General features: G+C 61.0%; 21 protein-coding genes. 19 read left to right on the plus strand and 2 right to left on the minus strand.

The features are described from left to right. Nucleotides 1–5: 5 nt before the first annotated feature. From PVW48_RS17145 to PVW48_RS17185, 9 genes are all read left to right on the plus strand, one after another. Entirely contained in the window at nucleotides 6–662 is a 657-nt protein-coding gene (locus PVW48_RS17145) for a DUF6927 domain-containing protein (protein ID WP_274582290.1), read from the plus strand. A gap of 104 nt (nucleotides 663–766) precedes the next feature. Beyond that, nucleotides 767–1,066, plus strand: a complete 300-nt coding sequence (locus tag PVW48_RS17150) for a type II toxin-antitoxin system RelB/DinJ family antitoxin (RefSeq protein ID WP_008327444.1) — start codon at nucleotides 767–769, stop codon at nucleotides 1,064–1,066. Beyond that, on the plus strand, nucleotides 1,053–1,328 hold the full coding sequence (locus PVW48_RS17155) for a type II toxin-antitoxin system RelE/ParE family toxin (RefSeq protein ID WP_040884151.1): 276 nt from the start codon (nucleotides 1,053–1,055) through the stop codon (nucleotides 1,326–1,328). Before PVW48_RS17150 ends, PVW48_RS17155 begins: the two co-directional genes overlap by 14 nt. A gap of 107 nt (nucleotides 1,329–1,435) precedes the next feature. Continuing rightward, a complete protein-coding gene (locus PVW48_RS17160) occupies nucleotides 1,436–5,698 on the plus strand; it encodes a strawberry notch-like NTP hydrolase domain-containing protein (RefSeq protein ID WP_274582212.1) in 4,263 nt (1,420 codons plus the stop codon). Nucleotides 5,699–5,818: 120 nt separating this feature from the next. After that, a complete protein-coding gene (locus tag PVW48_RS17165; protein WP_274582213.1) occupies nucleotides 5,819–6,205 on the plus strand; it encodes a DUF6878 family protein in 387 nt (128 codons plus the stop codon). Nucleotide 6,206: 1 nt separating this feature from the next. After that, the gene (locus PVW48_RS17170; RefSeq protein WP_274582214.1) at nucleotides 6,207–6,668 is read left to right on the plus strand and encodes a DUF6915 family protein; all 462 of its coding nucleotides are present in this window, start codon (nucleotides 6,207–6,209) and stop codon (nucleotides 6,666–6,668) included. A 100-nt stretch (nucleotides 6,669–6,768) separates the two neighbouring features. Beyond that, entirely contained in the window at nucleotides 6,769–7,071 is a 303-nt protein-coding gene (locus PVW48_RS17175; protein WP_274582215.1) for a hypothetical protein, read from the plus strand. 125 nt (nucleotides 7,072–7,196) lie between these two features. After that, on the plus strand, nucleotides 7,197–7,925 hold the full coding sequence (locus PVW48_RS17180; protein WP_274582216.1) for a DUF736 family protein: 729 nt from the start codon (nucleotides 7,197–7,199) through the stop codon (nucleotides 7,923–7,925). A gap of 155 nt (nucleotides 7,926–8,080) precedes the next feature. After that, on the plus strand, nucleotides 8,081–8,617 hold the full coding sequence (locus PVW48_RS17185) for a hypothetical protein (protein WP_274582217.1): 537 nt from the start codon (nucleotides 8,081–8,083) through the stop codon (nucleotides 8,615–8,617). Nucleotides 8,618–8,793: 176 nt separating this feature from the next. Here PVW48_RS17185 and PVW48_RS17190 read toward each other — a convergent pair whose 3' ends face one another. Together PVW48_RS17190 and PVW48_RS17195 are read right to left on the minus strand one after the other, a co-directional pair. Continuing rightward, entirely contained in the window at nucleotides 8,794–9,501 is a 708-nt protein-coding gene (locus PVW48_RS17190; RefSeq protein WP_274582218.1) for a toll/interleukin-1 receptor domain-containing protein, read from the minus strand. Between the two features lie 59 nt (nucleotides 9,502–9,560). Then, nucleotides 9,561–9,782, minus strand: coding sequence for a DUF2188 domain-containing protein (locus PVW48_RS17195; protein ID WP_102856492.1), 222 nt, complete (start codon nucleotides 9,780–9,782; stop codon nucleotides 9,561–9,563). Between the two features lie 158 nt (nucleotides 9,783–9,940). Here PVW48_RS17195 and PVW48_RS17200 point away from each other — a divergent pair, with 158 nt between their 5' ends. The 10 genes from PVW48_RS17200 to PVW48_RS17245 all read left to right on the plus strand — a co-directional run bounded on the left by PVW48_RS17200 (nucleotide 9,941) and on the right by PVW48_RS17245 (nucleotide 21,664). After that, the gene (locus tag PVW48_RS17200; protein ID WP_102856493.1) at nucleotides 9,941–10,276 is read left to right on the plus strand and encodes a helix-turn-helix domain-containing protein; all 336 of its coding nucleotides are present in this window, start codon (nucleotides 9,941–9,943) and stop codon (nucleotides 10,274–10,276) included. Continuing rightward, nucleotides 10,263–11,117 (plus strand): ImmA/IrrE family metallo-endopeptidase, encoded by an 855-nt coding sequence (locus PVW48_RS17205; protein WP_274582219.1) that lies wholly within the window; start codon nucleotides 10,263–10,265, stop codon nucleotides 11,115–11,117. Before PVW48_RS17200 ends, PVW48_RS17205 begins: the two co-directional genes overlap by 14 nt. A gap of 600 nt (nucleotides 11,118–11,717) precedes the next feature. Continuing rightward, nucleotides 11,718–12,647: a DUF2493 domain-containing protein gene (locus tag PVW48_RS17210; RefSeq protein WP_274582220.1), complete on the plus strand. Its 930-nt coding sequence runs from the start codon at nucleotides 11,718–11,720 to the stop codon at nucleotides 12,645–12,647. Between the two features lie 540 nt (nucleotides 12,648–13,187). Further along, a complete protein-coding gene (locus PVW48_RS17215) occupies nucleotides 13,188–13,394 on the plus strand; it encodes a hypothetical protein (RefSeq protein WP_260084982.1) in 207 nt (68 codons plus the stop codon). 564 nt (nucleotides 13,395–13,958) lie between these two features. Continuing rightward, on the plus strand, nucleotides 13,959–14,552 hold the full coding sequence (locus PVW48_RS17220; RefSeq protein ID WP_274582221.1) for a helix-turn-helix domain-containing protein: 594 nt from the start codon (nucleotides 13,959–13,961) through the stop codon (nucleotides 14,550–14,552). Continuing rightward, nucleotides 14,539–16,872 (plus strand): relaxase/mobilization nuclease domain-containing protein, encoded by a 2,334-nt coding sequence (locus PVW48_RS17225; RefSeq protein WP_274582222.1) that lies wholly within the window; start codon nucleotides 14,539–14,541, stop codon nucleotides 16,870–16,872. Before PVW48_RS17220 ends, PVW48_RS17225 begins: the two co-directional genes overlap by 14 nt. An 8-nt stretch (nucleotides 16,873–16,880) precedes the next feature. After that, nucleotides 16,881–18,881: a type IV secretory system conjugative DNA transfer family protein gene (locus PVW48_RS17230; RefSeq protein ID WP_274582223.1), complete on the plus strand. Its 2,001-nt coding sequence runs from the start codon at nucleotides 16,881–16,883 to the stop codon at nucleotides 18,879–18,881. Nucleotides 18,882–19,337: 456 nt separating this feature from the next. Beyond that, nucleotides 19,338–19,829 carry an Lrp/AsnC family transcriptional regulator gene (locus PVW48_RS17235; protein WP_274582224.1) on the plus strand — a complete coding sequence of 164 codons (492 nt, stop codon included), beginning with the start codon at nucleotides 19,338–19,340 and terminating at the stop codon, nucleotides 19,827–19,829. Between the two features lie 161 nt (nucleotides 19,830–19,990). Further along, entirely contained in the window at nucleotides 19,991–21,133 is a 1,143-nt protein-coding gene (locus tag PVW48_RS17240) for a glycine cleavage T C-terminal barrel domain-containing protein (protein ID WP_274582225.1), read from the plus strand. An 81-nt stretch (nucleotides 21,134–21,214) separates the two neighbouring features. Then, nucleotides 21,215–21,664, plus strand: coding sequence for an OsmC family protein (locus PVW48_RS17245; protein WP_274582291.1), 450 nt, complete (start codon nucleotides 21,215–21,217; stop codon nucleotides 21,662–21,664). Nucleotides 21,665–21,670 lie beyond the last annotated feature (6 nt).

Below are 21,670 nucleotides of genomic sequence, written 5' to 3' on the forward strand. Positions count from 1 at the left end.
GCGTGATGGGTTGGCTCTTCTATACCGATCGCCGCGTCCAGACCTACGCGGATGAGAAAGCGGAGATCACCCGGCTCTGCACCTTCGAGGGCGACACGCGCAAAACCGAGCTGGTCAAAGCCTGTAAGGTTGGCTCCACTTGGTATGCGGCGGCAAGGTTCACCAATCTCGACGGCACCCCTGTCGAAGACACGACCTACGTCACCGATGCGGATGGCTCCATCACTTTCGGGGCTGTCTTCCTCACCCGATACGATGATGGCTGCTGGGGCTACAAGGACATGGAAGAAAGCGCAGGACCAGTCGAATCTCGCGCACCACTGATCCTGTTGGCCCTGCTGTCCGAGCTGAAAGACCCAGACAGCTACGCCCAGGACTGGCGTCAGCGTTGCCGGGACTGGGCTGCGATCCCGGACTACGAGGAAGGCGACAAGATCAGGCTCGCCACGCCCGTGACGCTCACCGATGGCAGCACCTGCCAGATCGTCACAGCGACGCACTACAGACGGGGGCGGCAAAAACGCCGCTGCTACCGCATCGAGGAAACCGGCGGGCTCGTGCGGCTCTCGAAGGCTTCGCTTGCCGGCTCGGAGCTGCTCAGCTCCGCAAAAGGCGAGGCCAGTCCTGTGCTGGCGGAGTATCTCGCGGGGCAGCGTGGCTGAGTTTCCCGCTGAGACAACACCACAGGACCACGCGCTCACATACTGCCGACTTGAAACCGTATCTCAAATGAGATACATCACTCCCATCAACTGGAGGACCATCCATGCCTGCCCAAACATCCATGCTTCATGTCCGTGTTGACGATCAGCTGAAAGCACAGGCTTCGGACGCACTTGCGGGCGTCGGTCTGACGCTCTCCGACGCGGTGCGTATTCTTCTGACCCGCGTGGCCGCAGAAGGCGGCTTGCCTGCCGGATTGACTTCTGATCCGGATGCCTATGACGCCTGGTTCCGGGCGAAGGTACAGGAAGCGCTGGACGATCCTAGGCCCACAACGCCCCATGCCAAGGCGATGCAAGACGCCCAGGCGTTGATTGACGGGAAGCGCCTTGCCAAATCTTGAATGGAAAGCCACGGCCATCGCCGACTTGCTGGCAATCATTGACTACATTTCCGACGACAACCCGGATGCCGCCCAAGTTCTCAAAGATGAGATTGAACACAAGACGTCCCTTCTTCCAGAACGCCCTCAAATGTATCGTGCGGGCCGTGTCGATGGGACCCGGGAGATGGTTGTTCGACCGAACTACATCGTGGTTTATGTTGAAGGCCCTGAGATGGTGACCATTTTGCGCGTTCTTCATGCTGCGCAGCAGTGGCCATGATCGGAGTGCAGGCCCCCCGCTAAGAAATTGCCCGCTCTACGCCTTCAAAGTGTAGAGCGGGCTTTTTGTCCTTTGGAACTCAGACCCTGATCCAAAGGAAAATCCCCATGACCAAGTCCAAACCGGCGAACCCGACTCTTTCAATCTCCGAAGCTAACCTCACCTCTGCGCTGGCGCAAATCGGCGCGGAGATCGACCACCAACCCCTGCGCAGCTCAGCGCTCGCGCGCATCATGCGCGAGACCTTTCTTGGCAGCGATGCCGGCGGTGCCTGGGACTGGCGCATGGCCTATGACCTGATGCAGGCCGCGGCCGTCCAGGTGCTGCTGCGTGAGGCCTGCGCGGCAGGTGACATCGCCGCTGCAAAGCTGCTTGCCTCTCGGCTCCTGACGGAAACTCGCCGGTCAGAGCAGCAGATCAGACTGCAGCAGTTTTCCACGCCGCTGGCATTCGCGGCCCTGACGGTGCGGGCGGCAGCCATTCGAAAGGGCGAGACCGTGCTGGAGCCGTCGGCTGGCACCGGTGCTCTCGCTGCGTTCGCCGCCCGGGCCGGTGCCACACTTCTGCTCAACGAGATCGAACCCTTTCGCCAGAGCCTTTTGCGCGCGGTCTTTGGCGGCGATGTGACGGGCCATGACGGTGAGCATATCGACGATCTGCTGCAGACGCCGGTTTCACCCGACGTCGTGGTGATGAACCCGCCCTTTGCCTCCTCGGTCGACCGCTCCCGGGACAAACACATCGCTGCCAAACATCTCATTGCGGCTGCAAAGCGCCTGGCACCCGGTGGGCGGCTGGTTGCGATCATGCCGCAGGGATTCACGCCCGAACGTGATGCCGCGCATTGGTCCCGAGCCCGCGGTCTCCTGACGCCGCGCCTGGCCCTCACGATGCCGGGGCAGGTCTATCGCAAGCTCGGCACCTCTGTGGAAACCCAGCTGATGGTATTCGACAAGGTGCAGGAAGAAGGCGAGATGATCCGCGCTACAGTCCAGGACCTTGAGGAAGCCCTTCCTTTTGTCGACGCCGTGGCCGCGACCCGGCCCGAGATGCGCCCCGGCCAACGGGCTGAAGCGATCCCTCATGCTCGGCCGACCGTTCCATCATCTGCCCCGCGCAAGGCCGCTGCCAGTGTTGTCACCACCTCCAAACCCCAGGCCATTGCTGTTGTCCCGCTCAGTTTCACGAGCCTTGATATCCCGCGCCACAACACCCCCGTCTCGGATATCTATGCGCGCTACCGTCCGCAACGAATCGAGATTGCAGGCGTGCAGGAACATCCCACGCCCTTGGTCGAAAGCATCGCCATGGCCTCTGTCGCGCCGCCCGTGCCCTCTGGCGCGGCCAGTGCGGAACTGCGCCTGCCTGCCAGGCTGATCGAGGAAGGCCATCTCTCCGAGGCGCAGCTCGAGACCATTATCATGGCGCATGATGCCCATGGGCGTGATCTGCCCGGGCGGTTCACCATCGACGACGACCAGACCAAGCCGACGCGCGCCGATGATGATCCAGACGCACGGGCCTATCGCCTTGGTTATTTCCTCGGCGACGGCACCGGTTGCGGCAAGGGCCGCGAATGCGCGGGGCTCATCCTTGTGAACTGGCTGGCCGGGCGCAGAAAGGCGATTTGGGTTTCCAAATCCGCCACGCTCATCGAGGACGCCCTCCGCGACTGGACCGATCTCGGCGGCTCGCCCGCCGACATCCAGCCGCTCTCCAAATGGAAACCGGACCAGCCCATCCCGATGGGCGACGGTATCCTCTTCGTCACCTACGCCACGCTGCGCTCGTCGGGCAAATGCGGCACCACGCGGCTCAGCCAGATCCTCGACTGGATGGGCGCGGAGTTCGACGGCGTGCTGGCCTTTGATGAGGCCCATGCCATGCAGAATGCGGCCGGGTGTGAGCAGGGCAGGGGGGTGAAACCCTCGCAGCAGGGCCTTGCTGGCCTCCGGTTGCAACTGGCCGCGCCACGCGCCCGCGTCTTTTACATCTCCGCCACGGGCGCCACGAGTGTGCACAACCTGGCCTATGCGGCGCGTCTCGGTCTCTGGGGGCAAGGCCCCGAATACCCCTTCCAAAGCCGCGAGAGTTTCGTCTCGGCGATGGAGGCAGGCGGTGTCGCCGCCATGGAGGTGGTGGCGCGCGATCTCAAGACGCTCGGCCTCTACACGGCCCGCGCCCTCAGCTTCGACGGCGTGGAGTATGACGTGCTCGAACATGCGCTCACCCCGGCCCAGATCGAGATCTACGACGCATACGCGGGTGCGTTTCGGACGATCCACCACAATCTCGAAGCCGCTTTGACAGCCACCGGCGTCAACGATGCCTCGGGCGAGACCAATGCCTCGGCAGCTCGCGCCTCGGCCAAGTCCCGTTTCGAGAGCACGAAGCAGCGCTTCTTCAACCATCTCCTGATGGGCATGAAAGCCCCGACCATCATCCGCGCGATCAAGGAGGATCTGGCAGCGGGCAAGGCTTGCGTCATCCAGGTTGTCTCGACAGGTGAGAGCCTGCTGAAACGCCGGCTTGAGGCGATGAACCCGGAGGACGAGCTGGTCGAGGGCGCGCTGACGCCGCGCGACTACGTCTTGGGCTACCTCGAACAGGCCTTCCCGATCCATGCGCAAAAGCTTGTGGAGATCGACGGCAATATGGTGGCAGAACCTTTGCGCGATGAAACTGGCGCGCTCGTTGTCTCGCGCGAGGCGCTCGCCCTGCGCGATGCGGCCATGATGGAGTTGATGACGCTCGCCCCGATCCCCTCGGCGCTCGATCAGATCCTCTGGGCCTTTGGCGACGAGGCCGTCGCAGAGGTCACGGGTCGGTCCATCCGCCCTTTGAAGGCCGAGGATGGTCATCTCTTCATCGAGAAGCGCGCCGCCAGCAGCAATTCGTCCGAGACCCAAGCCTTCATGGACGGCGAAAAGGATGTCCTGATCTTCTCCGATGCAGGTGGCACCGGTCGATCCTACCATGCGGCGCAAACGGCGAAGAACCAGAAACGGCGGCGGCACTATCTACTGGAGCCCGGCTGGCGCGCCGATGCAGCCATCCAGGGGCTTGGCCGCACGCATCGCTCGGCTCAAGTGTCAGCGCCCTTCTTCCGGGTCTGCACCTCCGATGTGCATGGCGAGAAGCGCTTCACCTCGACAATCGCCAAACGCCTCGACCAGTTGGGGGCCCTCACCAAGGGCCAGCGCGAGACCGGTTCGCAAGGCATGTTCCGCGAGGAGGACAATCTCGAAAGCCCGATCGCGCGGGCCGCGCTGCGTGGGTATTTCGCCGATCTTGCCGCCGGGCGCGTTGAGGCGATGAGCTACGATAGCTTCACCGACTGGACAGCCCTGCGACTGATCGACAAGGACGGTGTGCTTCTCGAGGAGCTTCCCCCGATCCAGCGGTTTCTGAACCGGGTGCTGGCGCTGCCCATCCACATGCAGAACGCGCTCTTTGCGGAGTTCATGTGCCGGATTGCCGATCAGTCTGAGCGGGCGCGCGCGGCGGGCACGCTCGATCTCGGCGTGGAAACCCTACGCGGCGACAAGATAGAACAGGTCTCCACGGAAGATCTCTGGACCTGCCCGAAATCTGGCGCCGTGACGCGGATCATCGGACTTGAGGTGACGGACCCGGTCCACGTGCTGTCGGCGGATGACGCCCTGTCGCGCAATCCCGACAAGCTCCCCATGGTCAATCGCGCCTCCGGTCGCGCGGCGCTCATCTCGGCGCGGCCCATGCAGATGTATGACGAGGATGTCGTCATGCTCATGCGCAAGGTAGCTCGGCCCAACGGGCCGAGCTACCTCGAGGAGACGCGCTTCGAGTCGTCGGCCTGGGAAGAGATCGGCAAGCCTGAGTTCGCGCGGCTTTGGGATGCCGAGGCTGCATCCCTGCCAAAAACCACCACGACCAAGCTCTACCTGTTGACTGGGCTGCTGCTGCCAATCTGGAAGGACATTCCGACCACCAACGAGCGCATCTATCGGGTCACGCCTGAAGGGGCGACGGCGATGATCGGGCGCACGTTGAGCGAGGAAGGGGCGGCAGCGTTGCGTGCCCGCTTCCTCGTGTCCAACCCGCAAACACCGCAGGAGATGTTGACCGCCGCCCTCGGCACCACCGCGCCTGTCGATCTGGGCCTGGGTCTCACCCTGACCCGTCGCCGGGTCGCAGGCGAGGTGCGTCTCGAGCTTAGCGGCGCGGACAAGGGCATGATCGATGGCCTCAAGGCCCTCGGCTGCTTCACCGAGATCATCGCCTTCCAGCTGCGGGTGTTCCTGCCGCATGGGGACGGGATCGACACGGGAAGCATTCTGGCCCGGGTCGTGGGGCAGGGAGCCGCCAGAGCTGCTGAACAAGCCGCCTGAAAAGTCAAAGAGGGCGTTGGGCCGGGCGTCGCGGATCGGGGTTTGGCCGGTCTGCGCTTTCCGGGCGCGCGGGCGAATGCCACGCCCGGACCCCCATATTGCAGACAAGAGGACAGAACCATGACCAATCCCCAAATGGACTATGCCGCAATGGCGGCTCAGTGGCGCGCAGAGCGCGAAACCACCTTGAAGGCATCCCGAGCGGAGCTGATCGCGCAACTACGTGCGCTTGGCATTAGCGAGGTCACTGCCGAATACGAAGGCTATGGCGACTCCGGCAATGTCGAGGATGTGACCGTGCAGCCTGCAGAGGTCAAACTGCCGGAACCGCTTGCCACCGAGGTGGGCGATTTCGCCTGGTCGCTCGCCTATCACCATCACCCGGGGTTCGAAAACAACGAGGGCGGCTACGGCACGCTGACCTGGGACTTGCGCAACGACAGCATCACCCTCGATCACGCGGACCGCTATGTCGAATGTTCGCACAGCTATGTCGAGGGTCTTTGAGATGGCCCATCCGCTTCATCATGCTGAAAGCTCTGCCCGGAAATTCGGCGGGGTGCCGTCTGACTATCAGTCCATACATGACTGGTTCGATGCCTCGAAAGAGCACCTCGCGCTCTTTACGCACCGAGCCATGCGCCACCACGCTCAAGGCCTGTTCGAGGCGGAACGGGTTTTCGGCCTGACCCTGACCAATAGCGCGGGTCGGGACATCCCCGTGCGTTGGATCGGCGAGCAACATGTCCGCGAAGACTGTCAGGGCCGTATCCCGAGCATGGCGGACTGGCTGCGACGGATACAGCCCGAGCCATGGATGGCCAATGGCCACATCGACCGGCATTCCGGCTCCGAGCCCTGCGGCGACCCAAGGGTTGCCTGGGCCTCCGAGGTCGCCGCCGGAAGAACGGTTCTTGGTCTGAAGGATTGGATGGCGGCGCACGCAACGCAAGCCACGGAAGGTGCCTGACAGCTCTCGGCCGTTTGCCAAACGAATACTGCATGGAAGCCCGGTTGGAAGATCGGGCTTCTTGCGTCGTTTCCCCACCATTCTTCTTGAGGAGGATCGCATGACACTCGATGAAATCAAGGCCGCCGTGGATGCCGGGCAGACCGTGCACTGGGCCAATACCGGCTACGTTGTCCACAAGGACCGGCTCGGTCAGTACCTCATCACCTATGTGCCGAACGGTAGCTGCATCGGCCTGACCGACCGGAGCGGGCAACGGTTGAACGGAAAAGAGGCGGAGTTCTTCATCGCGCAACCGAAGGTCTCCGCAGAAAATCTGGGCCGCCAATCAAGACCAGATGGGCAGGGGAGGGGCGCAGCACCCGAAGGCGCGGGGGTATTCCCAGTCGGACGGCAGCTCTGACCCGTGGGCGGGGCTGAAAGGAAAGCAAGCTTTCTGGTTTGTGATCCCAGGAGGGGTCGAGAAAGCAATCCCGGATGCGTTGGCAAAAACGTCAGGCACCGGCCAATCCAAAAAGGAACTATCCCATGTTCGCAGGAACCCTCACCCGCAATGTCGAGACCGCAGCCGCTCAGTACACCGGCATGATCCATTCGACGCGCTTTGACATCGCCATCCAGCTCGAGGCACGGGCCAAGATGTCCGCTCGCAGCCCGGATTACGACGTGACGGCAGTCAACAAAACAGGCCGCAAGGTGCGCATCGGCACGGCCTGGAACGAGACCGGCAATACCAGCGGCAACCCTTACATTTCGATGCAACTCGATGTTGGCCTCGGCCCCTTCCGGGTCAACGCGGTGCAGACGAAAGAGGCGCGCGCGGCCCAAAGCGGCGAGTTCGAGATCATCCCGCTCGTCTCGAACGGCCTGATGAAATCCGGCTCGATCTCGGGCGAGCTCACCGCCATGGACGCCGACAACGCCTTCACGGGCTACATCGCCAACATGATGTTCGATCTGGAGTTCATGCTGATCGAGAACAGCTACAAATCCGAGGAAACCCACCCCGATTACCGGATCGAGGTCAGCTCGCCCCGGGGCACGCCAATCCGCGTCGGCTCGGCCTGGATGGCGAAAAGCAGCCGCACGGGCAACGACTACCTGTCGCTGCTGATCAACACGCCCGATGGCGACCTGCGCGTCAACGCCGTGCAGAACGAAGAGCAGCGCGGTGGCCAGACTTTCTCGATCATCCCGTTCATCGACAGCGGTGAGCAGTCGCAGGACGCGGGCGCGGGGCTGTCGCTGGTCGCGTGATCAGTGCGCGAGAGGAGACGATCTGAACCGAAAGGGGAGCCGTGGGACCACGGTTCCCCTTTTTCCATGTCCTTTTGCGTCAAGGACGCCAACCGCTTGCGTTATGGTGCAAATACGATACGATAGTATATTAACGTAATGTTGAGGGCAGGCGCGTGGCGGCAAGATCAGAGGCGAGTCCATGGTTCGACAGCTTCGACGTTGAAGCAGAGGTTGAGACTCTGCTCGCCCATATCGAGCGCTGTACAGAATTTGCGCTGCCCGCCAGAAAACGCACCGTCGTCATGTCCTATGCCAACACGAAGCTCGATAAGACCAGGCAGGCTTATCAAGAGGCAAAGGCGGCGGGACAGCTGCTGTCTACGTCGCGGCGCGCCTTTCTGACCGAGATCCAAGACACGATCTTCATGGCGGTCCCGGAAGAAAACCTCGCGCAGATGCCGCTGAGCGAGCAGGTTCTCAACGACCCGTCATTTTACGCGGACGCCATGCACCATGCCGCCGCGATCAGTGAGGATGAGCTATTCATGGCGCTGTCCTCTTCGCTGAAAGACATGACAGTCCAAGACGCCCGCGCGTTCGTCTCGAAGCTTTGGCACGGCACGATTGATGATAACGCCCGCAAATATGCCGAAGCCCTGAAGCGCCCCGAGCGTGAAATCATGCCGCAGCGGCCTGGCAAAACAGTATGATACTGCGACAAATCGGTTCCTTGTTCTGGCGTTTCGTGACTTGATCTACGTGAGTTGCCGCGCGCATCAAAGGCGCGCTTGCTCCTCGGTTTCTGTTGTCGCTCGAAGTCAATGGGCGACAGCATTTCGTTCCGCGTGAACCCGCAGTTGCCATTCTGTATCACCTTCAGATTTCATCAAAGCGTCACCAATTCCGCAAGCTTTGCCGCCACATTTGTCATGCTATCTTCAGCAGTGCTCAAGCCACTTCGTGAGCCAAGAAGGGGACTAACTTCGCGAAGCTCCTCGTAAGTTGTTTCATGGACGATTGGGACAAGAAGATCGCGTGCCAACAATGCCGAAAGCTCTTTATCGGCAATTCCTTCGCTCTGAAGGCGGCGCAAAAGTGCTGGGGTGACTAAAACAATGCCAACGCGTGACTTCACAAGTCCTTTGTCGATTTCACGCAGAAGGTTGGAACCAAGCAGAACATCCTTCTCGCTGAACCAAACTGAAACGCCAGCTTCTTCCAAGAAATCGTGTAGTTCTTTCGCTGCGCCTCCTCGGTCGTCCCACGCGTGACACAGAAAAACGTCACGAATGTCAGGAATAGATGCCCGCTTTTCAACGTTTTCTCGTACGGGAGTGAGTGTTCGCACTTCGACGGGAGTATAAACCACCGTCGAGCCTGCTCTAGACCAACGCGGCTTTGTGTTGCCGCCAGCTCTGGAAGCGCCACCGCTTCGTGCACTTCCACTACTTCCCAACGAGGAATAGGATGGACTGCGATACGGTGAATAAGAAAAAGACGACCTGTAGCCACGGGAACCACCTCGACATGCCGGGCAATTTTCGGCCCCACTTGCCGTGCGATGACCATTCACGGGTGCTGTACACTGTGCCATTGGATTATCTCCTTTGTTCGGGGGCGCGTTGGAAAGGGGTCATATATCGCGACGCTGGTTCAGCCTTTTGGAGGATAGGGGTCGTTGCCGTAGCTCCAGGCTTCGCGGAACTGACCATTCCGACCCTGAATCCGGAGCTCTGAGCCCTGATTGCGAGCGATGTCGCGCCCGTGGTCGATAGCTTCGCGCTGAGTGTCGAAGCTGCGGGTAAGACGTTCGTTGCCTTCGCCACGGACGCCCCATTTGTCGCCATTACGAACGACATACTGGTTCTTAGACATTGCTGTCTCCATTTAGCACGGCCCCATCATTGGCGACCGATAACGTATCATATGATCTTACGAAGCGAGTTGTCAAGTTAGCCGCTACGTGATAATATCATTGCATCTTACGGCGCGTTCCCTTATGGACTGCGCCGCTTTGATTCAGGGAGAGAAACATGACATTTGCGGTCCGTCTGAATGAGCTCCGGGTAAAAAAGAAAAAATCACTGCAGGAAGTTGCAGACGCCCTCGGAGTTTCCAAAACCCATATTTGGGAACTTGAGAAAGGTCGAACGGACAACCCTTCTCTCGAGCTGTTGACCAAAATTGCGGACTATTTCAAGGTGTCGATCCGGCATCTGGTGGGCGAAGATTTTGAGAACGACCAGAGCGATGAAATGGCACGTATGTTCAGACAGGTCGGCGATTTAGAAGAGAATGACCGAGCGATCATAGATGATATGATCCAGTCGCTTCGAAACCGCCGAAAGGGGGCAAATGATACAAATTGACCGCATGGAAATTGATGATGCCGGGAGCGACCCGAAGAGGCTCGCAAAGGCAATTCTGGATCAACTTACAGACGATACCGTGATGGTGCCGGTCAGAGATATCGCGAAGGCTATAGATATTTACGAGATCCGCGAGGAACAGTTGAGCGGTCTTGAGGGAGCTCTCATAGTTCCCAAAGAAAAGTCTGAAGGGGCAATCTTGATCAACAAAGATCGCCACGAAAGCCGAAAGCGCTATACGATTGCCCATGAGCTTGGGCATTACGTACATCCGTTCCATCGGGCCAATAGTCCAGACGGCTTCCGCTGTAAGAAGAGCGATCTGGCGGTCACAAAAGCTAAGCCGAATGATCCGCATTCACGGATGGAGCAGCAAGCAAACGAATTCGCGGCTGAGTTGCTTATGCCAGCACGGGCTGTTGCGTCCTTTGTCCGAGACAATGGCGAAGCCGATTTATCCCATATTCTTGAACTAGCTCGACGCCATGACGTGAGCAGAGAGGCAGCAGCTCGACGCTACATTCCTCGGATCGGCGACCCCGCAGCCATAATTTTTTCGAATGGTGGCGTCGTCAGGTATGCCCGGTTGAACGAGTTCTTTCCCAAGTTATCAGTTTGCCGCGGCGACCAGGTTCCGCCGCAGAGCGTCTCTGCCCTATCAACTGCGGAAATTGGAGAAGTAACTGGCTGCGTAGAAGTTGCGGCGTACACTTGGCTGCAGAGCCCGGCCGGAGTAACGTTGTTTGAGCAAACGCTGGCGCAACAAAACGGTTTCAGAATGACATTGCTCACGGCTGAAATCGAAGAAGTTGAGAACGAATGGGAAGCTCCATCGTTCTGACAAAGTGCCGCTCTGTCTATCTACACATTGCATTCATTGGTGTCGCCTGCAGCGAATGTAAGCCTTGCGGCCTCCCCTGCTCGGCTTCGCGTGTCGCAGGGGAGAACGGCCCTTCGGTCCGTCGCGCATTCGGCCATGCGGCCTCACCGCGGCGTTGCGCTTGGCATCCCGGTTTGCCCGCCTCGCGAGCACGTCCCTCCCCGGCCGCTCCGCCGGATTGCGCTCTGGTCTGTTTTGCGGAGCAAAACGATCCCGACACTCCATCCGTCTCCCGCGTCCGGTCGGGCCGTTTGCCTGCTCGTGTCGGGCAAACCTACCGTCAAAACACACACACATGAGCGTGGAAGCATATCCTCCGGATGGCCCCCAAATCAGCCCGCGTCAAGGATCGCAAAACTTTTCGGCGAGAGCGGGGCCTGTGGCGCGGGGCGGTCCCGTGCGGGAGGGCGCGCATGTGTCGGGTGCCCTGCGCGGAAAACTTTTGCGCCCGGCAAGCCGGCGGCTGCGCCGTCCCTGACCCGGGCAGATTCGGAAACCAGGCATTCGGCCATGCCCCCACACTCACGTGGTGGCCTTGCAACCGAACACTGGAGACCAGACATGGCTTACGACACCGCAAACACCTACGAGACCATCGAGCTTTTCGGGCTGACCGAGAAGGACGCACAGCTCCCGATCCCCGAGGATCACATCCTGCAGGACAGCATCATCCGCGAGAGCTTCGAGGCACTGCTCGGTCAGCTGCGCGGGACCGGGCTCGAGGCAGAAATCGAACCGCTGGCCCATGGGTTCGCCACGATCCTGCAGCGCCGAAAGGTGGCACTCGGCAAGGAGGTCGACCGAACCGCCGACAAGATCGGCGCGCTGGCAAAATCCCACGATGGATCGGAGATCGCCGAGACTGCGCTCGAGGAGGCGCAGGCGCGCTTTCTGCAGCTGCGCGAGATCGTCGGCGCCATCGAGGTGATGAGCGAGGCAGCGGCGGAATGCTACGAGATCGAGACGGGCCACGCCTTCATCCCGGCAGCCGGGTCGCGCGCAAGCGTCCGGGCGCAAGAGACTGGTGCCGTCTTCGAGGCCCGGCAACTGCTGGAGCAGCATGACCGGGAGACGGCTGCGAAGTCGAAAGTCGAGGGGGTGCCCCTGATCGTCTCGGGCGCCACCGATTGGACCGATGTCGATGTGATCTTCAACACGCTCGACAAGGTTCGGGAGCGGATCAAGCAGAACCGCAATCAGGAGATCTTCCTCTGCCACAAGGGTGGCAAGCATGGGGCGGAGATGATTGCAGCTCGGTGGGCCCGGGCACGCGGGGTCGCACAAGCGCGCTTCGATCCGCGCTGGTCCGCGCACGGGAGGGCGGCACCGTTCAAGTGCAACGACGAGATGCTGGACGACAAGTTCGCTGCGACAGGCGTCGTGCTCTTCGGAGGCAACGGGGTCGCGCTGAACCTCGGGCAGAAGGCGGAAGCGAAAGGCCTGACGGTCATGCGGGTTGCGGACCCGGCGAAGAATACGTCGCAGGATTGAAGAGAGGGGGTCGCGCTTGGCGCGGCCCTTTCGTCATGTCTCATGGCGCGTGCGCGCTCGGTCATGCGTGATCGACATGCGCCGGTGGCCAGCAATGGCATTCCCTCTACCCGGTCCGTCCGAGCGCGATCCATCCGTCTCGGTTCAGGCGGGGGCTGAGCGCACCTCAGGCACATCATCAGCAACGTACCACGCGGGGGCGGAAGACGTCGCACGTGAGGCAGAAGACTTGCGCGTCCCTCGGGTGGTGTTGCGGAACATCGCACCCATGCGAGGGGGCTTTGTCAGCGCCCCGGCCAGACTTGGCGAAACGAGGACGCGGACGGTGGCGTCGGCGTGATGCCAGAGGTCATCCGGGTCTCTCCTTTTTGCTATGCATGTGGATCGCACGGGGTCGGCCCAATCGTGCCCTGCGCTTGCGCTTCGGCAAGCACAAATACGGCTTCCACGGCGGGGCCGCGGACCCTCCGCATTTGCACTTGCGACCGGGCCTCTTGCCCCCGTGCTGGCAGATCCCCATCGCAACAAGGAGTAACCCAAATGACCAACCACTACGTCGCCACCGTCCCCGTCAAGTTCACCGATACCGATGGCCAGGAACGCACCCGTTTTCAGCGCGTGGGCGCGATGTTCCGCAACACCCGCAACGGGGACGGCTCGGAGTTCTTCAGCCTCAAGCTCGACTTCCCCGTCGCAGTCACGGAGCTGGTGATGTTCCCGCCGAGCGCGAAGGATCCCCAGGACTGAATCCTCTCACAAGGATGGGCCGCCCCGAGACGATCTTGGGGCGGCCCGATCCCTGTTCCAGGGATGCCGGACCCGGCGGGGGTGATCGCCCGAGGCGATCTCACGAAGCTGCCGGTCTCTGCGCGATCAAAGGACGATCGCCGACCGGAAGGATCAGGCCGCGACAGACCGGCCAGTCAGCCTCAAGGGGGCCATCCACAAAAACCGGGAGGCCAGGGCCTCCCGGTTTTTGCGGCAGAGATTTGGCGGAGCCAAATCTGGCCCTCCTTGACCCTGCCTGTCCGCCCTGTTGGTGGGGTTTGCGCCCGCCCGCAGTTCCGTCCGAACACATGCGTGTTCGGCCAGACCCTCGGGCGGGGCTGATGGACGGGACCCCTAGGACAGGTGGGTCGCCCGGTGGCGAGGGCGGCAGAGCCGCGTCCCTGCGGGCCGCGGCGTGAAGCGGACACCAAGGCTGCCCGAGACTGAAAGCGACATAAGTATATAATTGACAGCTAGGTATATTATCGTAAGGTGGAAACAGCCTTGGTGGAAGGTGGCAGGAAATAGGGGGTCTTTCTTCGCATGTCGCGTTCAAAACGTCTCACCGATGCGGACCGCATGGAGATCGTTCGCGAGGCTGCGGAAGGTGTGTCGACGTCTGAACTTGCTGAGCGGTTTGGCGTGTCGCCGCGAGCGATCCAGTACACGCTCAAAGTTGATGCCGAGCGCCAGACGGATGCTGCCATCCCGGTCTCAGCGGTCAGTGTGAAGGTCACGGCTGCGGAGCTTGAGGCGCTCGACGAGGTGCTGGTGAAGGCCGGGATCGAGAGCCGTGCCGAGGGGCTGCGGCGGCTTATTCAAGCGGCAGGCGGTGTGTTCGTTCCGGACGTGCAGATGGCGGCCGAAATGGCGCGTTACCGCGCCTCTCTGCACGAGGTCGGCAATGGGGTCGCGCAGATCGCCAAGCAGATGACGCGGGCCAACCGGATGGGGCAGGGGGCCTTGGGGGGCACGAGTGCCGAGTTCTCCGAATTGCGCCTTGCGCAGATGCGCGGGCTGGCGCGGTTCATCCTAGATTCCGCTGACGAGATCGATCTGCTCCTGCGCCGCCGTCGGGACGCCATGCAGCTCGAGGCCACGGCCGCGCTGAGGGAGTTTGCCCATGCGGCTGAATGATGCGGTTGACGCTGTCACAGGCGAGGTCTTCCGGGACGGCTGGAGCCGGATCCGAGGCTCGATGCAGGGGCTGCATGTCGCCAAGCAGAGTCAGCTTGTGCGCGCGGCTGCAGGGCACCGGCCAGCGGTCTTCAAGGCGATCCGGGGCGGCGGTACGCAAACCAAATCACAGCTCACTAGCCAGCTTGATTACCTCACCACCAAGTCCACCCATATCGTGGACAGTAGCGGGTTCCTCGATGGCAAGACGAAGCTCGAGGCGAAGGACATAAAGGACCTCACCGAGCGCTTTGCCAAGCGGTGGGATGCGGGCTTCAAGCCCAAGCTCGGGCAGACCACTCACATGCTCATGTCCTTCCCCATCGGCACGCGGGGCGAGGATGTGCGCGACATCGCGACGGATGTGGCTGAGCGGTTCTTCCAGACCGATGCGGGGCATTTCGACTACATCATCGCAGTGCATGAGGACCGCGATCATCCCCATGCGCATCTGGTGCTGAACCGCCGCTCGCAGGAAGGTGAGTTCTTCTTCCTCGGGCGCAACCATCGGTTCAACTATGACGATTTCCGCCTCGCCATGGTCGAGGAGGCGGAGAAGTACGGCGTGCGGCTGGGAGCCACGCGCCGGGTGGATCGCGGGGTTGTGCATTACCCCGCCCGGACCCGCGAGGTCTATGCGGCGAAAGAAGAGGGGCGCGCACCCCGCGAGCGGGAACGCGTGGGGGCCGACCTGACACGGACGCTCGCGGAGATCGCCAACACCAGAACCGTCTACCATTCGCTTGCCGCGGAAGCCTCCAGAGAAGCCCGCGAGGATATTGCGGCGGCGCTCTTCCGCGCGGGCGAGGTGCTGGCGCGTGGCGGGCAGGTGGACCGAACAGGAGATGTGTATATGGCCGAGGATCAGAGTTTCGAGGATCTGAGAAGCCTCTATGCGGAGAAGCTCGCACGGGTGCAGGGCATGATTGCCGAAAAGCCTGACGCGGAACGTCCCGTGCTGGAAAAGCGCCTCATCGAGATCCAGACGCAGGTCCAACACATGCAGCCGCTCGGATTGCGTTCGAGCACGTTGTCTGAGGCACCATCGGAGGGAGGGGTCTATTCCGCGGCGAACATCCAAGAGAGCCAGTTAGAGCGTCTTTCCGAGCCGCGCTTGCGGTCGCGGATCGACGCGGCGCTGCGCGGCACCGGGATCAGCACATCGGAAGTGGTCGCCCGGATCGAGACAGGTGCCTCAAATGCAGCGCTTGAGCATCAGTGGATCGCCGACGATCTCTCCAAGGTCTCTGAAGCCCGCGATCTGAACCTCGAACGCCGCGCCGATCTGGAACAGGCGCGTGACATCCTGAATGACGTGCATGTCGCCCTCGGCACGCTTATGGAACGGGAGAACGTGCTGCGTCGGGATGGCGTCGTTGAAGAGCAACCCGTCAGCGAGCGATTCCATTATCACCGGGACGCGGTGCGGGAGATGGAAGGGACAATCCGTCAGGAGATGCGCGCAGACGGTCTGACAGCGCAGCAGATCGAGGACCGGGACTGGGAGGTTGTCTCGCGGGCAGAGCGCCGGATCGAGACGGAGCAGCGTGCGTATCTCGAGGCACACCCGGAGCTGCTCGCACGTCCTGGCGATGTGATCGACCGGTCCGAGCCCTACAGGGAGACCATCACCGATGCGGCCCGCGCCAGCGAGATCACCCGCGAGGTCGACCGGATCATGGCGGGGCGCAACCTCCGAACGCCCGTTGCCGATGCTGTCGCGGATGACTTGCGCGTGCGCTATCCGGATATGCCGTCCCATCTCGCCCGGGGGCTCGGCGCGACCTATGCCGCTGTCGTCGAGATCCGGGACACAGAGGCCATCAATCAGGTCCGCCGCGAAAACGAGAAGCGCGAGGGGCTTGGGTCCGGAACGCGCGACGCACTCCTCGCAGCCCGCGGTGAAACTGCGCCGCAGTCTGACCGTGCCGACCGCCTCGCAGACGAAATTGCGCGTGTCCTGGACCATGAGCGGGCCGGGGAGTTGTCCGCTCCCTTCGAGACCGAGGCGGAGCGGGACGCTTTCCGCGGCGAGATCGCGCGGGTGCTGGATGACCGCCAATTGGGCCGGCTCACATCTGGCGATGCCGATGCGCTGGACAAGGTTCTCGAGGACCGACTCGACCGGCTCTATGTCGCCAAGGTCTACCTGCAATCGGATGCAGCGACGGCCAACACGGAGGCCTTGCGCCAGGTGGTCGATGAACTCGCCGACGTCGAATACGAGAAACACCGCGCGACAGACGTGGATGGCGAGATCGAGCGGGGTCAGGTCCATTGAACGCCGCCATGGGAAAAGCGCGGATCGCGACCGGTGTGCTTCTTGTGACGCTGGTGACCGGGGCCATGGGCTATACCATCGCCTCGGCGGTGCTGACCTACCAAGATCTCGGCTTCGGGGCCGAAATCGACTTTGCCTATATCGCGCAGAACTATCTGGCGATCCTCGATCGCCGCCCCGAGGACGCCCAGCTTATCCACCTGATCATCGGCAGCTTTGCCGCCGCCGGTATGATGCTGAGCCTCGCCCTGTCGGGATCGGCCCTCACACGATTTGGCCAGACGCATTGGCAGAGCGCGCGCGAGATGAAGGCCAATGGGTTTTTTGGCGCACCCGGGACCGGATTCATTCTCGGCAAGCTCGGTAATCCAAAATCCCGCGCGAAGTACATCTGCTCGAAGGTCTTCCCCCACGCGCTGATCGTGGCCCCCACGGGTCGCGGCAAGACCACGGGCTTCGTTATTCCGAACCTGCTGACCTGGCAGGGCTCCGCCGTGACGCTCGATGTTAAGGGCGAGTGTTTCGAGGCCACGGCCCGGCACCGAGCAGCCCAGGGCGACAAGGTCTATCGCTTTGCCCCCACCGATTGGGAGGGCAAGCGCACGCATCGCTACAACCCGCTCCTGCGCATCTTTGAGCTGAAAGATCCCGCGCGCCAGCAGATGGAACTGCAGCTCCTGGCGACGCTCTTCCTGCAAAGCGACAATGACCGGGTGCAGGGCCTTCTCAAAGGCGGGATCGATCTCTTTGTGGCGGCAGGACTGCTGGCCTTCCAGCGCAAGCGTCCGACCTTGGGCGAAATCTACCGCATCGCCGCGTCTGGCGGGAACAAGCAGAAGGAGTATTTTGCGCGCGGCCACGAGGTGGAAAACCGGGCTGCCAAGCTGATCTTCACGCGGCTCGCTTCGACCAACAACGATACGCTGACTTCCTATGTCTCGCTCCTGATGACCTCGGGGCTCGATCAATGGCAGAACCCGGCGATCGATGAGGCGACGGCGGTGTCGGATTTTGATTTCCGGACGATCCGCAAGAAGCCCTTCTCGGTCTATCTCGTCGTCCAGCCGCTGATGGTCAAACCCCTCGCACCGCTGATCCGGCTTTTCTTTTCCGATCTTCTCTCGGCCATGCAGGAAAAGGACCCCGGGCCTGACGAGCCCTGGCCGGTGATGATCATGCTCGATGAGTTCAATCGCCTTGGAAAGATGCCCATCGTGGTCGAGAGCATTGAGACCCTGCGGACCTATCGCGGCCATTTGGCCGTGGTCACCCAAACCATCCCCGCCCTCGATGAAATCTATGGCGAGAACACCCGCCGCGCCTTGCAGGGCAATGCCGGCGTGAAGCTCTACCTGACGCCCTCCGATGAGAAGACCGTCGAGGAGCTGAGCAAGGCGGTTGGCAAGACCACGAAGACGGTCGTCACGCGCTCGCAGTCCATCGGCAAGAACCCCTTCGAGGGCCGCAGCCAATCAACACGGACCGAGGAGAGCTCTCTGCTCCCCGAAGATGAGGCCCGCCGCCTGCCGCTCGACGAGATCGTCATGGTCATCGATGCGCAAATGCCTGTTCGGGCGAAACGGATCCAGTATTTCGATGACCGGCTCTTCAAGGCGATCCACGCGGCACAGACGGGCGAATTGCCGTTTCCGGAGCCGGGGGGAAGTGGGCCGCAAGGTAATCTGCCGTTGAGTATGCGCGCCATGCCGATGACGCCGCCACCGGATGGGCCCCGTGGATCTGAAGCCGATGTGGTGGCCGGACGCCAGGCTGCTGATGGCCAATCGTCAGAGCAAACCCATGTCGCCTTAAAGAAGACCGCGCCCGTCGTTCATGCCGTTATCGCCGAGGAACAACGACAGATGGAGATGGATTTTGCGGGCCAGGTCACGGATGCCGAGGCAGCGAGCGTCATGGGCGAGGCGCAAATGCGCTCCGCCGTCGATGGCCTGGACGACATGGAAGCGATGTTGCGCGATGGCGGTGGTCAAGAGCTAGTTGCCCGATAGGGGAGCGAGGATCGTATGCCGGTCGAGCGGCGGATTCCAGACACTCTCTGCGGGTGCGAAGAGTCCCAGGCGAAATGGTGGAAGCAGACTTTCAGAACAGGCTGCCAAGCCCAAATCTGAAGCCGTCGTTCGCCGCTCCCGTGCCGAATTAGGAATAGGGAGGACGAGGCGTCCCGTTGCAGCGTTCGCTCAAGGATCGACATACCGCAAAAAAGTGACATTACGAGAGCCCGTGCAGTAGATGGAGTTCGCGTAATTGACCGCCATGTTACGCCCCCAATACTAGCTGCGATTTGTCCGTCGGCAAAATGCGCAGAAAGTTTTTTTCGCGATTTCGACGAGATGGGTCGGAAAAGCGTATGCCTTATGCCAGGACATAACGCAGATTGCGCAAGGATGATTATACTCTGAATGCTCGGGCAACCGGCACATCGACCAAGTGAGAAAAGCGCGCGCATGAAGAAGCTGGGCCTTGACGCCACGGACATTCGTATCCTCAGTGCGGTCCAGCAACATGGACAACTCAGCAAGACGCGTCTGGCCGAGCTTGTGAATCTGTCCCCCACACCCTGCTGGGCACGTCTCGACCGGTTGAAAGCGGCAGGTTACATCCGCGGATACCACGCCGAATTGGCGTTGGAGCGGATCATTGATTTCACCCAAGTCGTCGTAACGGCCTCCCTCGGGTCGCACCGCAAGGCGGAATTCGCGCGCTTCGAGGACTACATCATGAAGCTGGACGAGGTCACCGATTGCATCGCGACCGGGGGCGGGATGGACTACGTGATGAAAGTCGCAACACCTAACCTTGCCGCTTTTCAGGCGATCATGGATGACATGCTTGCAGCCGAGCTCGAGATTGATCGCTACATGACGTACATCGCGACTCGTCAGATCAAAACTAGTAGGCCTAATCTGGCAAAACTGATCGCAAGCAGCGGAAAATGACACGCAAAGTCCGAACGGCCTGTTCGTCGCCCGATTATCGGTCTGATCAGACTAATCCGGACACGTTTACAGACCGTCAGTCTTGCAGGTTTTCGTCTAATCCATCGACACGTTTCAACACTTCACAGGCCAGTCAGGCCACCTGCTGCGAGAGCGAAAACATGACACAAACAGACGACTTTGGCTTCGGCACACAAATCCGGAAATCCCCTTATTTCGATGCAACAGTTCGCTGGGGCGCCAAGGCTTTTTCTGTTTATAATCATATGTATATTCCCCGTGACTTTGGCGATCCGGAACAGAATTTCTGGAACCTCGTGAATGACGCAATCCTGTGCGACGTAGCCGTTGAGCGTCAGGTCGAAATCACCGGCCCCGACGCAGCCAAATTCGTTCAGATGCTGACCCCGCGCGACCTGTCGAAGATGGCTGTGGGGCAGTGCAAATACATCCTCATCACCAATGCCCAAGGCGGCATCCTGAACGATCCGATCCTGCTGCGTCTGGCGGAAAACCACTTCTGGATCTCGCTGGCGGACAGCGACATCCAGCTTTGGGCGCAGGGCGTGGCCGTGCATTCGGGGCTGGATGTCACGATCTGTGAACCTGATGTGTCGCCACTTCAACTTCAGGGTCCTAAATCGGGCCTGATCATGCAGGCACTGTTCGGTGACAGCATTATGGACCTGAAATACTACTGGCTTCGCGAACTTGATCTGGATGGCATTCCGCTCATCGTGTCGCGCACCGGCTGGTCGAGTGAATTGGGCTACGAACTTTACCTGCGTGACGGCTCCAAGGGCGATATTCTGTGGGAGCGCATCATGGCTGCGGGCATGGAGTTTGGTTTGAAGCCGGGCCACACATCCTCAATCCGTCGGATCGAAGGCGGCATGCTGTCCTATCACGCGGATGCAGACATCAACACCAACCCGTTTGAGCTGGGATTTGACCGTCTTGTGAACCTCGATATGGAGGCGGAGTTCATCGGCAAGGCCGCGCTGCGCTGCATCAAGGAAGAAGGCCCCAAGCGCAAGCAAATCGGTCTGGTCATTGATTGCGATCCGCTCACAGGTCCGAACACAACCTTCTGGACGATCAACCAAAGCGGTGAGGAAATCGGCAAGGTGACATCGGCGGTCTATTCACCCCGTCTTGAGAAGAACATCGCATTGGCGATGGTGGCGGCAGATGCGGCAATTCTTGGTGCGGAAGTCGAGGTCGTGACAAAATCCGGTCCGACCAAAGCAACTGTGGTCGAGTTCCCATTCTACGATCCCAAAAAGCAGATTGCGGCGGCCTAACCAGTCTGGATCACAGGCGGCGCGGGCACCCCAGGGATGAACGCGCCGCTGCATTTCTCACCTTCGCAAGAGACCTTAGATATGTCCGATCTTTCCATCGAGCTGCATTGGCAGCGCGCCGAACCTGTATTTGCGACAGGCACCTATTCAAACGCACATACCGTGCAGATGAACAGATTGTACGACATCACCGTCGACTCTGCCCCGGATTGGGGCGGCGATCCGTCGAACACCAATCCCGAGCAGGCGTTGGCCTCAGCGCTTTCAAGCTGCCACATGATGACCTTCCTCGCGCTGGCGGCCAAGGCAGGATGGCCCGTGGCAAGCTATCACGACTATGCCGTGGCACATCTTGGCAAGAATCCCAAAGGCCAGATGTCGGTGACGCGGATTGATCTGCATCCGGTGGTGCGGTTCGACACCGGTTTCTCTGTGACAGATGCGCAGATGGCCGAGATGCAAGATCGGGCGCACCGATACTGTTTCATTGCCAACACGTTGGCCGACAGCGTTGAAATCAACATCCGTTGAAGGATT

Source organism: Dinoroseobacter sp. PD6 (assembly GCF_028807315.1).
Taxonomy (GTDB): domain Bacteria; phylum Pseudomonadota; class Alphaproteobacteria; order Rhodobacterales; family Rhodobacteraceae; genus Dinoroseobacter; species Dinoroseobacter shibae.